14 protein-coding genes are annotated in these 14,743 nt (G+C 69.4%); 7 read left to right on the top strand and 7 right to left on the bottom strand.

Features of this window, described 5'->3' with window-relative positions:
• Positions 1-58: 58 nt before the first annotated feature.
• Positions 59-997, bottom strand: coding sequence for a helix-turn-helix domain-containing protein (locus ABMY26_RS28625; protein ID WP_372399575.1), 939 nt, complete (start codon positions 995-997; stop codon positions 59-61).
• 744 nt (positions 998-1,741) lie between these two features.
• Here ABMY26_RS28625 and ABMY26_RS28620 point away from each other — a divergent pair.
• The 7 genes from ABMY26_RS28620 (at position 1,742) to ABMY26_RS28590 (ending at position 10,071) form a co-directional block, all read left to right on the top strand.
• Positions 1,742-3,061: an NAD(P)/FAD-dependent oxidoreductase gene (locus tag ABMY26_RS28620; RefSeq protein WP_372399574.1), complete on the top strand. Its 1,320-nt coding sequence runs from the start codon at positions 1,742-1,744 to the stop codon at positions 3,059-3,061.
• An 86-nt stretch (positions 3,062-3,147) separates the two neighbouring features.
• A complete protein-coding gene (gene peaA / locus ABMY26_RS28615) occupies positions 3,148-4,725 on the top strand; it encodes a quinohemoprotein amine dehydrogenase subunit alpha (RefSeq protein WP_372399573.1) in 1,578 nt (525 codons plus the stop codon).
• 11 nt (positions 4,726-4,736) lie between these two features.
• Positions 4,737-6,179, top strand: coding sequence for a quinohemoprotein amine dehydrogenase maturation protein (gene peaB / locus ABMY26_RS28610; RefSeq protein WP_372399572.1), 1,443 nt, complete (start codon positions 4,737-4,739; stop codon positions 6,177-6,179).
• Positions 6,176-6,496, top strand: coding sequence for a quinohemoprotein amine dehydrogenase subunit gamma (gene qhpC / locus ABMY26_RS28605; protein WP_372399571.1), 321 nt, complete (start codon positions 6,176-6,178; stop codon positions 6,494-6,496). Before peaB ends, qhpC begins: the two co-directional genes overlap by 4 nt.
• Before the next feature lie 35 nt (positions 6,497-6,531).
• On the top strand, positions 6,532-7,629 hold the full coding sequence (gene peaD / locus ABMY26_RS28600; protein WP_372399570.1) for a quinohemoprotein amine dehydrogenase subunit beta: 1,098 nt from the start codon (positions 6,532-6,534) through the stop codon (positions 7,627-7,629).
• A 70-nt stretch (positions 7,630-7,699) separates the two neighbouring features.
• Positions 7,700-9,436, top strand: coding sequence for an ABC transporter ATP-binding protein (locus ABMY26_RS28595; RefSeq protein WP_372399569.1), 1,737 nt, complete (start codon positions 7,700-7,702; stop codon positions 9,434-9,436).
• Positions 9,421-10,071: a hypothetical protein gene (locus ABMY26_RS28590; protein ID WP_372399568.1), complete on the top strand. Its 651-nt coding sequence runs from the start codon at positions 9,421-9,423 to the stop codon at positions 10,069-10,071. The genes ABMY26_RS28595 and ABMY26_RS28590 overlap by 16 nt, the downstream gene beginning before the upstream one ends.
• Positions 10,072-10,341: 270 nt before the next feature.
• Here the strand turns inward: ABMY26_RS28590 and ABMY26_RS28585 are convergent, their stop codons facing one another.
• From ABMY26_RS28585 to ABMY26_RS28560, 6 genes are all read right to left on the bottom strand, one after another.
• Positions 10,342-10,761 carry a MaoC family dehydratase gene (locus ABMY26_RS28585; RefSeq protein ID WP_372399567.1) on the bottom strand — a complete coding sequence of 140 codons (420 nt, stop codon included), beginning with the start codon at positions 10,759-10,761 and terminating at the stop codon, positions 10,342-10,344.
• An 11-nt stretch (positions 10,762-10,772) separates the two neighbouring features.
• On the bottom strand, positions 10,773-11,162 hold the full coding sequence (locus ABMY26_RS28580; RefSeq protein ID WP_372399566.1) for a MaoC family dehydratase: 390 nt from the start codon (positions 11,160-11,162) through the stop codon (positions 10,773-10,775).
• Positions 11,159-11,554, bottom strand: a complete 396-nt coding sequence (locus ABMY26_RS28575) for a Zn-ribbon domain-containing OB-fold protein (RefSeq protein ID WP_372399565.1) — start codon at positions 11,552-11,554, stop codon at positions 11,159-11,161. Before ABMY26_RS28575 ends, ABMY26_RS28580 begins: the two co-directional genes overlap by 4 nt.
• A 1-nt stretch (position 11,555) precedes the next feature.
• Positions 11,556-12,707 (bottom strand): thiolase family protein, encoded by a 1,152-nt coding sequence (locus tag ABMY26_RS28570; RefSeq protein WP_372399564.1) that lies wholly within the window; start codon positions 12,705-12,707, stop codon positions 11,556-11,558.
• 1 nt (position 12,708) lies between these two features.
• Positions 12,709-13,377, bottom strand: a complete 669-nt coding sequence (locus ABMY26_RS28565; RefSeq protein WP_372399563.1) for a TetR/AcrR family transcriptional regulator — start codon at positions 13,375-13,377, stop codon at positions 12,709-12,711.
• Between the two features lie 89 nt (positions 13,378-13,466).
• Entirely contained in the window at positions 13,467-14,696 is a 1,230-nt protein-coding gene (locus tag ABMY26_RS28560) for an ABC transporter substrate-binding protein (protein ID WP_372399562.1), read from the bottom strand.
• Positions 14,697-14,743 lie beyond the last annotated feature (47 nt).

Genomic DNA, 14,743 nt, shown 5'->3' with positions numbered 1-14,743 from the left:
TTCCACCCCGATGCGAAGGATCGACGCGCTGCCCGGCGAAGGGGGATGGACGGCTGGATCAGATCGCCCGGCTCCCACGCAAGGTATCGGACGGCTTTTCCCCGAACATCTCGCCGTAATAGGCGGAGAAACGGCCGAGGTGCCAAAAGCCGTGGTCCATGGCGATCTCGGCCACCGTCGTCATCCGGGGGTCGGCGACGCGCAGGGCCCGCCGCGCCGCGTTCAACCGGACCATCTTCAGGTAATCCTTGGGCGAAACGCCCATGACGTCGGCAAAGCTGTATTCGAGCATCCGCGTCGTCACGCCGATGGCCTGGGCCACCTGCGCCACGGACAGCCGGTCCTCGGGATGGGCCTCCACATAGTCACGGAACTGGCGGACGAATTTCTGACGGTGCGCGTGGCCCACCGTAACGGGACGGACAGCCTGCAGGATGCCGGCCTCGACCACCGACACGCATTGGTCCAGCAGCGGGAGAATGACGGCGCTCTGCTCCAGCAGTGTCGGCGTCGCGGCGAGCAGGCATTGCAGAACGGCGCGCAACTCGCCGCTGCGCGCGCAGGTGAAGGCACTGGTCGGTGCCTCCGCGGCATCCGGCAGCATCACGCGGAGCTGATCGGCCCGCCAGCGGTCGATGGCGAGCGCCAGCACCGACATCGGTCCATCGCACAGAAACTCGGACAGGGTGCCGCCGCGCAGGACCAGAACGTCGTTCTCGCCCACCGGCCGCCCATCCAGCCGTGCCGGCGCCGACCCCGGCAGCGGGACGGCGACCACCAGCGTACCGGGCGGCGGCGCGGTGTGCTGATGAAGGCGAAGGTTGGTGTCCTCCTGGAAGATGCCGATGCCGGGTGCCGACACCCCCCTCAGCCGGCCGAGGAAGCGACCGGGCTGCAGCTGGCGGTAATGCTGGGTCCAGCCGACAAGGGCCTTCTCCTGCTCCCACACATCCTCGGTCAGGTCGGTCTCCAGCCGGAGGGTCCTCGGCTCCACCATCCGCTGTTGCTCCAGGCACGGCACATTCGGGCCGGTTCATGTGGCTATGGCGGCAAGTTCCAGGCTGCGGGTCATGCCTGGACGACCATGTTCCGCGCTTTCAAGAAGATGTCAAACACAGACAAGAATGATCCCTGCCATTTCGCAAAACGGATAGGGCTGTTTTTTAGACATATCGCTGCCTTGTTATAATATAATCTGCCGAAATCACGGGCAACGCTGCGAATACACGCATTTTCTCCGAATATCGACATGAGATCAGGAGAAAATTGCCGAGTTAAAAATTTTTAATGCATTCATTTTCTTTGGCACTGCAACGGGTACATTTGCAGTTTTCAAACACTCAAGGCCGGCTCCAGGGAACAAGCATTGCAATGAATTTAAAACAATAAGCGAGTAGAACAAATTTGCAATCTCCACACCAGTCATTATAAGTATATCGGAAAAATTCGCAGCGCTTGAAATGAAATCTCCAACATTTCTGCTTCAAGGAACGACAAGCAAAGACAGCGCGTAATTCTTTCCATATTTCAGCGAAGATTATCTGGAAAAATCCGCTGGATATGAGCCGCATTCATTCCGGCATCTCCAAAAAATTCCGCAGTATTATCTGCGTTTTCGCAAAACGGATAGATCGAGGCCCTGCCGCCATTGCAGGATCCCTGTCAGCCACAGCACTGCCGAAAAGGCCGGCAGGTCAGGGCGACACCCATGGGACATGAAGAGCGGCGGGGAGGGCACGGCATGACGGATGTGCTGATCCTGGGCGGTGGTCCGGCGGGTACGGTGCTCGCCCGGCGGCTGACGGCGCTGGGACATGGCGTGACGCTGGTGACCTGCGCCCGCCGTCCGGCGGTGGAGGGGCTTTCCCTGCGGGCCGTCGAGGGACTGCGCCGCGCCGGCTGTGCGGAGGCGGTCGCGGCGGCCGGCAGGCCGGCATCGCGCCGGGTCGATTGGAACGGACAGCGCACCGCCCTGAATGGCGAACATCTGGCCGACCGCAGCAGCGTCGATGCCGCCCTGCTGCGCGACGCCGAGGCCGGTGGTGCCGTCCTGTCCCGCGGCACGGTGGCGGCGGTCGAACAGGGGAAGGACGGGTGGCTGGCGGTCGATGCGGCCGGTGCGGTGCTGGGCTCCGGGCGTTTTCTGGTGGAGGCCCGCGGCCGCCGGGCACCCAACGCCCCGGCGCGGGAGGCGGGGCCGCGCACGCTGGCGGCCGGCCGCGCCTACCACGGCCCTGCCGGAGAGGTGGGCAGCGCCGCATTGTCCTTTGCCGACGGCTGGGTGTGGCTGGCGGCGCTGCCCGATGGCCGGCGGCTCGTACAGCTGGTCATCGACGGCGCCGACAGTCCGGCCCGCGCCGACCTGACCGCGTGGCATGAGGCGGCGGTCGCGTCGCTGCCGGAAGCGGCAGGCTGGGTCGCCTGCTGCACCCCCACGGGCGAGGCCGAGGTGCGCGACGCCACGGCGATCAGGCGCCCGCCGGGAGTGGCGGCCGACCGGCTGCGGATCGGCGATGCCGCCTTCTCCGTCGACCCCCTGTCCGGCCACGGCGTCTATGCCGCGGTGGCCTGGGCGTTCGCCGCCGCTGCCGCCGTCAACACGCTGGCGGCCGATCCCACCGCCCTGCCGGCAGTGGAGCGCTTCGTCGAGGACCGCTGTACCGAGCTGTTCGCCCACGCCGCCGACGCCGGCAACCGGTTCTACCGTGCCGAGGAACGCTGGCGCGGCCGTCCCTTCTGGCGCCGCCGGGCAGCATGGCCCCCCGCCCCGCTGCCGCCGGCCGAACGCGGCATCCGGCGCCGCGCCGTGGTGGTGAACGACCGGATCGAGGAACGCCCGGTCCTGGTCACCCCCGCTTTGCCGCGCGGCGTGCTGGCGATCGACGGGGTCGAGCTGTGGCCGCTGCTGGAGAGCGTGGAAGCCGGTCCGGGCCGCGGCGGCGAATTGGCCGAACGCTGCAGCCGCCAACTGGGACAGCCGCCGGAACGGGTGGCGGTCGCCCTCGCCTGGCTGGCGAACAACGGATTCCTGCCGGGCGGGGCAACCCGTTCCGGGCAATGACGACAACGACCAAGAACAGGGGAGCACCGATGGGACAGACGCGAAGAGATGGCAGGCACTGGCCCAACAGGCCATTGAGTTTTCTGTTGGGTGCGGCTGCGGGTGGCGTGGTGTTCGGCGGAGCGCTGGCGACCGCGCAGACTGCGCTGGCGGCCGACGGCCGCGCGTTGGTCGAGGAGCGCTGTTCCGCATGCCACCAGAAGGAGGCGGACGGGACGCTGCACCGCATCGACCATGTGCGCAAGACGCCCGAAGGCTGGACGATGACGCTGTTCCGCATGCGCCAGTTCCACGGCGTCATGCTGTCGGACGAGGAGCAGCGCAGGCTGGTCGGCTATTTCGCCGGCCGCCAGGGTCTGGCGCCGGAGGAAGCCGCCCCCTACCGCTACGTCCTCGAACGCCGCCCGGCGGTGGTGGAGGAGCCGGTGACCGACGGCGACCTGTCGGTGATGTGCGCCCGCTGCCATAGCGTCGCCCGCGTCGGGCTTCAGCGCCGCGATGCCGACGAATGGCGGCGTCTGGTCAATTTCCACCTCGGCCAATGGCCGACCATCGAATATTCCGCCCAGGGCCGCGACCGCAAATGGTGGGAGATCGCCTCCACCGAGGTCCCGCAGACGCTGGGCGCCAAATTCCCCTTCAGGACGGACGCCTGGACCAGCTGGCAGGCAGCGCCCAAGCCCGATTTGTCCGGCCGCTGGGCGGTCGCCGGGCACAGGGCCGGGATCGGCTCCTACGGCGGCACGGCGACCGTCACCAAAGCGGGCGACGGCTATCGCATCGCCTACGACCTGACCGACGCCACCGGCAGACCGTTGAAGGGCGAAGGCAAATCGGTGGTCTACACTGGCTATGAATGGCGCGGCAGCGGCACGCTCGACGGCAAGCCCGTGCGCGAGGTGTTCGCCGCGTCGCGCGACGGCAAACGCCTGGACGGCCGCTGGTTCCTGACCCAACAGGACGAGGTCGGCGGCAGCCTGCACGCCCTGCGGATCGGCGGCACCGACGCCGCGATCCTCGGCACCAGCCGGAGCTTCCTGAAGGCGGGGACCAGTGCCCGCATCACCCTGTGGGGCAGCGGGCTCGACAGCGGCGAGGTCGGCTTCGGTCCAGGCGTTTCGACGAAGATCCTGTCGCGCAGCCCGACCTCCGTCACGGTGGAGGCGACAGCCGCGGCGGACGCCGCACCGGGCCCCCGCGGCCTGACCGTCGGCAGCGCGAAATCCGACGGATTCGCGGTCTATGCCAGGCTCGACAGCGTCCGGGTGGAGCCGGAATTCACCATCGCCCGCGTCGGCGGCAATGGCGGTCCGGTACCGCCGATGACCGCCCAGTTCGAAGCGGTCGGCTACCTGAACGGCCCGGACGGCCAGCCCGGCACCGCAGACGACGTGCGCGTCGGCCCGATGCCGGCGAGCTGGACCCTGGAGCCCTTCAACGAAGCGGCGGCGCTGATGGAGGACGTGAAATTCGCCGGGGCCATGGCGCCCACCGGCCTGTTCACCCCCGCCGGTGCCGGCCCCAACCCGCAGCGCCAGTTCGGCACCAACAACATCGGCGACATGAAGGTGATCGGCACGGTAGCCGACGGCGACGCGACGCTGGCCGGCACCGGCCGGCTGATCAGCACGGTCCAGCGCTGGAACGACCCGCCCATCAATTGAGGAGCAGAGCCATGGCAACCCTTCATCTGGTTCGCGACGACATGCGCGACGTGACGGTCGGCGACCGGCGTGTCCTGTTCCATGTTCCCACCAGCGGCCTGTTCGAGCTGGACAGCGTCGGCGGCGCCCTGATCGACCTGTTCGCCGAACTGGGCGAGGTCAGCGAGGAGGATGTCCGCCGCCGTTTCGACGGCGTCGCCGACCCGGCCGAGGTGATCGACAGCCTGCGCGAGCTGATCACGCTGCGCGTCGTCGAAAACGGCCCGGCCGTTCCCGCCGCGAAGCGGTCCAAGCCGCCGGTGACCATCGGCGAATTCCCGCTCAGCACCGTCGTGCTGAACGTCAACACCGGCTGCAACCTCAGCTGCACCTATTGCTACAAGGAGGATCTGACCACCCCCGCCAAGGGCGAGCGGATGGAGTTCGACACCGCCGCCCGCAGCGTCGACCTGCTGCTGCAGGAGGCCAAGGGCCGTGACAGCGTCAACGTCGTCTTCTTCGGCGGGGAACCGCTGACCAACCTGCCGCTGATCCGTCAGGTGGTGGCCTATGCCGAGGACCGCGGGCGCGAAGCCGGTGTCCGCATGGATTTCTCGCTGACCACCAACGGCGTGCTGCTGACGGAGGAAACCGTCGACTGGCTCGACGCCCACCGCTTCGGCATCACCATCAGCATGGACGGGCCGAAACCGCTGCACGACCGCAACCGCCGCACCGTCGGCGGCAAGGGATCCTACGACGTCGTGGCGGCCAAGGCGCGGATGCTGCTGTCGCGCTACCGTTCGCGCCCGGTGGGGGCGCGGGTGACGCTGACCGCCGGAGTCACCGACGTGGTGGCGATCCACGAGCATCTGAAGAACGACCTGGGCTTCTTCGAGGTGGGATTCTCCCCCGTCACCTCCGGTGCGATGTCCGCCTTCAACCTGACCGGCGACGAACTGGCGACCGTCTTCCACAACATGAAGGACCTGGGCCGCACCTATGTCGAAGCGGCGAAGCGCGGCGTCAACACCGGCTTTTCCAACATGCACCAGCTGATGACCGACCTGTCGGAGGGCACGACCAAGTCGCTGCCCTGCGGCGCGGGACTGGGCATGCTGGCGGTGGACAAGGAAGGCGATCTGCACCTTTGCCACCGCTTCACCGGATCGTCGCAGCCGACCTACGGCAATGTCGGCGACGGCATCGCCAAGGACAGCCTGGGCAGCTTCCTGGAGGGCATGGCGAACCGCAGCGGCACCGATTGCGAGACCTGCTGGATCCGCAAGCTGTGCGCCGGCGGCTGCTATCACGAATCCTACGCCCGCTACGCCGATCCGGCGCACCCGACCTATCACTACTGCGACCTGATGCGCGACTGGATCGACTTCGGCATCCGCGCCTATGCCGAGATCATGGTCGCCAACCCGCAGTTCATCGAGCGCCACGTCGCGCCGCGCAGGGGGATGAAATGAAGCATCTGACGCCCATCAACAAGAAGGCCCGCCTGGTCGACCGGGCCGTCGAGGACGGCCATTTGGACGAGGTGGTGGCGATGCAGGTGGTGGTCGGCTGCGCCGCCACCATGGATCCCGGCTGGGAGGTCGATCCCTTCGGCAGCGTCGCGGCCCTCTGCGCGCCGATGGAGGCGGATCTCTACGGCTGCTCCGACCCCTGCTGGTGGCCGGCGCAGGTACCCGACACCATCAACAGCTACCCGGACTGGAACGCCAAGGCGGCCTCGGCCCAGAACGACTGGCGCGCGCTCCAGTCGGTGTTCCCGAAGGACTGACCGCCATGAAGACCCATGCAAACGGAGGCCGTCCGATGAGAACCCGCCGGTCCATCTCCCGTCTGGCCGGCCTGCTTGGCGGCCTGTTGCTCGCCGCCTCGCCCGCCGCCGCGAAGGACTATCTGCTGACCGGTGCCAAGCCCGACAAGCTGGTGCTGGTCGACGCCGCCGCCCGCAAGGTGGAGCGGGTGCTGACCATCCCCGGCGGCGGGGTGGCGCCCGGCACCATCGTGCCCTCGCCCGACGGCCGCGTCGCCTATGTCATCAACAACCACATGGGCAGCGTTTCCGGCATCGAGCTGGACAGCGGCAGGCAGGTCTTCCGCGCCGACTTCTCGACTGGGGATTTGCGCGTCCGCGCCCTGTTCGGCATGGATGTCAGCCCCGACGGCAAGGAGCTGTACGTCTTCCAGGCGCCGGTGCGCATGCTGCCCGGCGAATACCGGGTGGAGGACACGCGCATCGCCGTCTACAGCACCGCCGACGGGGTCGGCGCCAAGCCGGTGCGCCTGCTGCCGGCGCCGCGCCGCATCGCCGTGCTCGCCTTCTCCAGGGATGGCGGGACGCTGTGGGCGCTCGGCTGGGACATCTACGGGCTGGATCCGAAGACCGGGACGGTGAAGGAAACGCACAAGGTGCTGAACCGGACGCTCGCCAACCACAGCCCGCCCGACGTGCTCGACATCTGGCCGCAGTTCGAGCAGGCGGCGACCCTGTCCGCCCCTTATTTCACCACCCGCACCGATCTGGCGGCCACCGATCCGGGCGCCTTCCGCACCGGACTGATGACGCTCGACCTCGCCACCGGCCGGATGGACATGCGGGATTTCGAGGACACCAGCGCCGTCATCTTCTCGTCCGTCGTCAGCCCGGTGAAGCGGACGGAGGCCTATTCCGTCTACACCCAGCTGTCGAAGATCGACGCCGACGGCGGCAAGCTGGTCAAGCGGGTGGACCTTCCGCACACCTACTATTCGATCAACGTCTCCAGCGACGGGACGGAGGTCTATGTCGGCGGCACGGGCTGCGACATCGGCGTCTACAGCACCGACACGCTCGACCGCGTCGGTCAGGTGGAGATCGCCGGCTGCCCGGACCAGGGCATCGCATCCCTGCGGGTGATCCAGCGCTGAATAAGTGCCCTCTCCCGTCCCGGGAGAGGGAGCCCTGTGCCCGCTTTCCCCCCTGCACCCAGGATCCCCCATGCCCCACTCCCTGCGCTGGGCCGGCGGTTTCGTCCGGCCGCACCGGGGCCGTCTGGCGGTCTGCGTCGCCCTGTCCCTGGCCGGCACCGGCATCGGGCTGGCGCAGCCCTGGCTGACCAAGCGGATCGTCGATGACGGCCTGACCGGCGGAGACGCCCGGCTGCTGGTCCTGCTGACTTTGGGCATGCTGGCGGCTGGGCTGGTCTCGACGCTGCTGTCCGGGGCGAACCGGCTGGTCTACACCCGCGCGTCGGCCGGCGTGCTGTTCGCGATGCGGGAGCATGTCTACGGCCATCTGCAGACGCTGCCGCCGCGCTTCTATGCCCGCTGGTCGGCCGGCGACGTGCTGGGCCGGCTCGACGGCGACCTGGCGGAGGTGCAGCGCTTCGCCGTGGATGCCCCGCTGTCGGCGCTGAACGCGCTGCTGACCCTGGCCGGGGCGGTGGCGCTGATGCTGCTGATCGATCCGGCGCTGACCCTGATCGCCTTCCTGCTGCTGCCGGCGCAGGCGCTGTTCCTGCGCGGCTCCCGGACCTGGGTGGAGCGCAACGCCCGCGCGCTGCGCGAAGCCATGGCGGCGCTGACCGGCTTTCTCGTGCAGCGCCTGTCCGCCATGAAGCTGATCCAGTCGCTGGGCGCCGAGCGCCAGGAGGCCGGCCGCCTCGCCGCCCTCGACCGCGACTGCCTGGGCCAGCTTCTGCGCCAGCAGATGGTCGGGATCGTCACCGGCGGGGTGCCGGGCCTGCTTGGGTCGGCCGGGACGGCCGCGGTGTTCCTGTGGGGCGGCCTGCGGGTGATCGACGGCGAACTGTCGCTTGGCGCGCTGATCGCCTTCTCCGCCTATCTCGGCCGCGCCACCGGCCCGGTGCAGGGGCTGCTCGGCCTGATCGTCGGGGCGCAGCGCGCCCGTGTCTCGCTGGACCGCTTGAGGGAGCTTCTGTCCGAATCCCCAGCCGTCCGTCCGCCGGCCCAGCCGGTATCCCCGGCCAGCCGAGGCGGAGCGTTGGCGGTGGAAAGGGTGGTGTTCGGCCATGGACCGGGCCGGCCGGTGCTCGACGGACTTTCCATCACCATCCCGGCGGGGGCCAAGGTCGGGCTGCTCGGCCCCTCCGGCGTGGGGAAATCGACGCTGACCGATCTGCTGCACCGCCATTACGACCCCGAACGGGGCCGCATCACGTTGGACGGCGTCGACCTGCGCGACCTCGACCCTGCCCTGCTGCGCCGGCGGGTGGCGGTGCTGGGCCAGGACGCGCCTCTGCTGCCGGGCACCATCGCGGACAATCTGCGCTTCGGCCTGGTCCCGACGGAAAAAGGGGCGGCGGAAAAAGGGGCGGCGGCGTCGGAGGCGTTCGACAAGGACACGCTTGCCGAGGCGGTGGCCGCAGCCCAGCTCACCGGCTGGATCGCCGGCCTGCCGCACGGGCTGGACACGCCGGTCGGGGCCTGGGCCTCGGCCCTGTCCGGCGGACAGCGGCAGCGGATCGCGCTGGCCCGCTGCCTGCTGCGCAAACCGGACCTGCTGATCCTGGACGAACCGGTCTCCGCCCTCGACCCGGCCGCCGCGGAGCGGCTGGTCGCCGATGTGGACCGCCTGTTCGCCGGCCGCACCCGGCTGGTCATCAGCCACCGCAGCGAGGCGCTGGCCGGCTGCGACGCAGTGTACCGTCTGGAGCAAGGCCGTCTCGAGCCGGTCGCCGACGCAATGGTCGAGGCCGCATGCGCATCGCGGTGATCGACAGCGGCATCACCCTGCCCGGCGTTCCGGTCGCCGACCGCGCCGCCTTCCGCCTGAGCGACGACGGTGTCGGCGTCGAACAGAGGACTGCCCGACCCGACCGTATCGGCCATGGCAGCGCCGTCGCCGCCGCCATCCTGGCGCAGGCTCCGGCGGCGGACCTGATCGACGCCCAGATCTTCCACGACCGCATCACCGCCTCCCCCGCAGCGGTGGCGGCGGCCCTGCGCTGGGCCGTCGGGTGCGGCGCCCGTCTGGCGACCCTCAGCCTCGGCCTGTCCGCCGACCGCCCGGTGCTGCGCGCCGCGGTGGAGGAGGCGCTGTCGCACGGCCTGCTGCTGATCGCCGCCAGCCCGGCCCGCGGCGGTCCGGTGTGGCCCGCCGCCTATCCCGGCGTCATCGCCGCCACCGGCGATGCCCGCTGCGGTCCCGGCGAGGTCTCCATCCTGCCATCCGCCTTCGGCACCTGTCCGCGCCGGCCGGACGGCAATCCCCGCGCCGGCGGCGCCAGCCTCGCCGTCGGCCATCTTGCCGGCCTGCTGGCCGCCGCGGCCCCGCGATCGCGCGAGGCCGCGCTCGCCCATCTGCACGGCACCGCCCGCTGGCAGGGGCCTGAACGGCGGCTGGTCTGACGCCCCGGCCTCCTGGGACGCGTTCTCGGACGTCGATGCCTTCGTCGAAATCGCCTTCGGTTCCAGCCTCGCACGCCGCCTCATGAGGCTCGCCATCCAGGCCGTTCCCGCGTGACATCCACGAACAGCTTCTTGTGGGGCATGGTGATTGACCAGGGCAGGCACGGAGCCTTCGCCTACGACACCGGCCGCGTCCGTGCAACACGCTGACCCTCGTCCTCAATAGGATTGCCGGATCCTGGAGGCCCGAACTCCGTCCGCATAGCCTGGTCAACGCTGCGGGTGGGGCGACCTCTCGCCGTCCCCGCCTGGTTGCAACACGCCGGCCAGGGTCGCCGTTCCCTCGATCACCGCGATGCCGTCGGCGTTCCTCACCCACACGGCGAACACCGGCCCCTCCGGATTTCGTCTCACGCCGCCGGAGGTCAGGACGTCCAGTTCCCGCACCGGCGCCGTGAAGCGGACGTCCAACGTTGCCCTGGCGGCCCGGTCGGACCCGAAGGTCGCCGTCAGCGACTGCCAGATCAGGTTCAACGACATCGTTCCGTGCGCGATGATCCCCTTCATCCCGGTCGTCTCGGCAAAGGAGCGGTCGAGATGGATCGGATTGAAATCCTGCGTCGCCTCGGCGTAGGCGCGGATCCGGGCGCTGTCGACGCGCAGGGTCCGTTCGATAAGCCGGTCATCCATGCTCATTCCCCTCATCCACCCCAGATGACGCGCTTGCGCCCCCGGAACACCGGCATTCCCGTCTGGTTGCGGGTGTCCGTGGCGAATTCCAGCCAGCGTCGCCCGTTGCGCTCCGCCTTGCCGGCGCAGACCAGGGTGGTCGTCAGCCGGTCGCCGAGAACCACGGCCCCCAGCATCTCGACGCTCTGGCTGGCGTGGATGTTGCCGGGAGGCCGGTCCTTCAGCAAATCCATGTAGACCCGCATCGTGACCATCGCCGTCATGCCGGGCGGCATCGCGGGCGCCAGGGCACGGTCGTCCGGAAAGATGGCGCACCATGTCTCCAGCGCCGCCTCGTCGAACAGCAGGCTGCCGGTTCCCACCACGTCGCCGGGCTGGAATGTCGCGAAGCCCCGCGTCATGACCGCAGCTCCGCCTGCGGCAGGACCGGACCGCCGTCGGACGGCCCGAAGACGATGCGGACGGGCGACCCGATGGCGAGGCCGGCGGCGTCGCCGTGCCGGAGGTTGGTCATGATGCGGAATCCTTCCTCCAGATCGACAAGCAGGATGGCATAGGGGGCGGCGAAGGCGGGGGTCGGGGCGCGATGGACGACCGTGAAGGAATGGACCGTCCCGCGCCCGCCTGAGATGCGCCACTCCAGCCTCCAGCCCCGGCATCGCCGGCAGACGCGGCCGGGCGGGAATTGGGCCATTCCGCACTCCCGGCATTGCCGGTAGGCGAGTTCGCCGCGCTCGGCCGCCTCCCAATAGGGGCGGGTGTCTGCATTCGGAACCGGCGATGGACGGATCATCTCAGTGCCTCCCCAGCACGATGGAGCAGTGGGCGGACAGGATGCCGCCGTCACCGTGGACGAAAGCCAGCTCGGCATCGGGAACCTGACGATCCCCGGCCTCGCCACGCAGTTGCTCCACCGCCTCCACGAGGTGGAACATGCCCCCGGCAGCCCCCGAATGCCCGTAGGACAGCAAGCCGCCGTGGGTGTTGCAGGGCAGTCGGCCGCCATGGGTCAGCGCCCCGGCCAACGCCGCCGGGCCGGCGGCCCCGCGCTCGAAGAAGCCCATCGATTCCAGCTCCACCAGCAGGGTGATGGTGAAGCTGTCGTAGATTTCGGCCACGTCGATGTCGGCCGGGGTGACGCCGGCCTCGCCGAAGGCGCGGGCGGCGGCCTGCTTGCAGCCGAAGCTGGTCAGGGACGGCGCGGCGACGATATGCTCGTGCGTGTGGCCCTGGCCGAGACCCAGCACCGCGACCGGCGGCCGGCGGAGGTCGGCCGCGGCCTCCCCCGCGCTGACGACCAGCGCGGCGCCGCCGTCCGACACCAGACAGCAATCGTGGAGGCGCAACGGGGCTGCGATCGGGCGAGAGGACGCCACCATCTCCGGCGTCAGCGGGTCCCGCCGGTGCGCCTTGGGATGGCGCATCGCGTGGGCGCGCGCGGTGACGGCGACCGCCGCCAGCGCCTCGGCCGTCACGCCGTATTCATGCATGTAACGTTGGGCCACCAGCCCGTAGGCCGCCGGCACGCTGATGCCGTAGGGGCGCTCGAACTGCGGGTGCCCGACCTCGGCCAGCGCCGCGACGGCGCCGCCCCTGGGCATGCCGGTCAACCGGTTGTCGCCGGTGACCAGCAGCACATGGCGGCATTGCCCGGACCGGACCAGGGCGGCCGCATGGGCCAGCATGACGCAGGCGGTGGCGCCGCCGGCCTGGATGGCGCTGCTGAAGGCCGGTTGCAGGCCCATGTATTCGCAGAACACCGAACTCAGCATCAGGTGCGGCTCGGTGAAGGAATAGGCGCAGAGCACGCCGTCGACATCCTCCAGGCGAAGCCCCGCGTCCGCCACCGCCCCGCTTGCGGATTGCGCGTGGAGCGACAGGCAGCTCTCCTCCGGCAGGGCGCCGGCACGGGTGGCATGGACCCCGCTGATGACGGCCCCGGCCATCTCAGCCCTCCTTGTCCGCAGGGCACGGCTTTGCCGCGTCGGCGGCGAACAGGCCGTGCTTGAGCAGCTTCCGATAGGCGCTGAAGACGGGGGCCGGCACCGGGGCCGCCGCGTCCTCCGACCGGCCGTAGCGGAAAGTCAGGTAGGCGCGGGCGGCGAGCAGGATGTAGGCGACCGGCTCCAGTTCCTCGTCGGTGAAGTCGTTCAGTTCGCCGCGCTCCTTGGCCCGGCGCAGCGTCCGCAGATAGCCGGCGCCGAAGCGCCCGACATGCTGGCGGAACACCTCGGGCACGAAGACCTCGCCCTCGTTGAGGATGCGGTAGAATTCCGGATGCTCCTGCAGGAAGCTGAACCAGGCCTTGAGCCGCGCGTCCTCGCGCTCGGGAGCGCTGGATTCGGACGCGACGGCGCCGGTCACATGGTTCAGCAGCATCTCGCCCAGCGCCGGCAGCAGCTGTTCGAAAAGATCCTGGCGCGATTCGAAATGGTTGTAGAAGGTTCCGTGCGCCACCTCGGCCGCCTGCGTGATCCGGCTGATCGAGGCGTCGGCGTAGCCGTGCCTGCCGACCACCACGGCAGCGGCCAGGAACAGGGATTGGCGGATGGCCTCGGACGTCTCCGCCCGCGTCTTGCGCGTGCGCCGTGCCCGGGACGGAGTGCTGATCGTCATGCTCGCAACACCTTTTCTGCTGTCTGGAAACGCGGCCCGCCGGGAGGCCGGCGGGCCACGCCACAAGTCGGGCCGCAAACGCGCCGCCGCTAGGGCTTCCTCACCAACGGGCACTCGCTTTCGGACAGGGGGCGCACCGCGTCCTCGGCCGGAATGGTGGCGACCGGCGTGTAGTAATCCCACGGTTCCCTGGACTCCGCCGGGCTCTTGACACGGTAGAGGTGGAACTCGCGGACGACGCGGCCGTCCTCGCGGATGCGCCCGTTCTTCGTCATGATGTCGTTGATCGGCATCGCCTTCATCGCCGCCATCACCGCCGCCGTGTCGGTGGTGCCGGCCGCCTGGACCGCCTTCAGGTAATGCAGGACGCTGCCATAGACGCCGGCCGGCACCATGTGCGGCATCGACTTGTTGCGCGCGAAGAAGCGCTTGGCGAAGGCGCGGCTCTGGTCGTCGGCGTTCCAGTAGAAGGATTCGGTGACGAGAAGCCCCTGTGCCGCCTCCAGCCCCAGCCCGTGCACGTCGGGCAGCAGCGTGAGCAGGCCCAGCATCTGCTGCTTCTTGTCGAGCCCGAACTCACGGCCGGTCTTGACCGCGTTCATGGTGTCCTCGCCGGCGTTGGCGAGCGCGACGATCCTGGCCGGCGAAGCCTGGGCCTGCAGGACGTAGCTGGAGAAGTCCGCCATCCCGGCCGGATGCAGGGCGGTGCCGAGCACGCTGCCGCCTGCCGCCTTCAGGGCCTTGGTCGCATCGTTCTGGAGGGCGGCGCCGAAGGCGTTGTCGGAGGTCACGAAGAACCAGGACTTGTCGCCGCGCTGGGCCAGCGCCCGGCTGGTTCCGGCGGTCAGCGCGTAGGTGTCGTAGGTCCAGTGGACGCTGGTCGGAGAGCAGGCCTTGCCGGTCAGGACCGAGGTGCCGGCGCCCGAATAGATGACGATCTTGTTGCGCTCGCGGGCGATCTCCTGGACCGCCAGGGCCACCGAGGAAACCGCCACGTCCATGATCGCGGTCATGCCGTCGACGTCGAACCATTTGCGGGCGATGGTCGAGCCGAGGTCCGCCTTGTTCTGGTGGTCGGCGCCGACGATCTCGACCTTGCGGCCGAGCACGCTGCCGCCGAAATCCTCGACCGCCATGCGCGCCGCGTCCACGGAACCCGGCCCGTCGATGGCGGCGTAGGGACCGGACTGGTCGTTCAGGATGCCGAGTGCGATCGGACCCGTCCCGGCACTCCAGGCGGGATGGGCCAGGGTCAGGGCGGAGGCCAGCAGGGTCAGGGGAAGCCCCGGGAAAAGCCTCAACGCAAGCCATCGTCTCATCGCGTTTCCTCCTTGTCGGTCTTGTCGTTACGCAAGGTGTTCTTGTC

Source organism: Azospirillum sp. HJ39 (assembly GCF_041507355.1).
Lineage (GTDB): Bacteria > Pseudomonadota > Alphaproteobacteria > Azospirillales > Azospirillaceae > Azospirillum > Azospirillum thiophilum.
The sequence above is the reverse complement of the archived record's forward strand: the minus strand, read 5'-3'. Positions and strand labels throughout refer to the sequence as shown.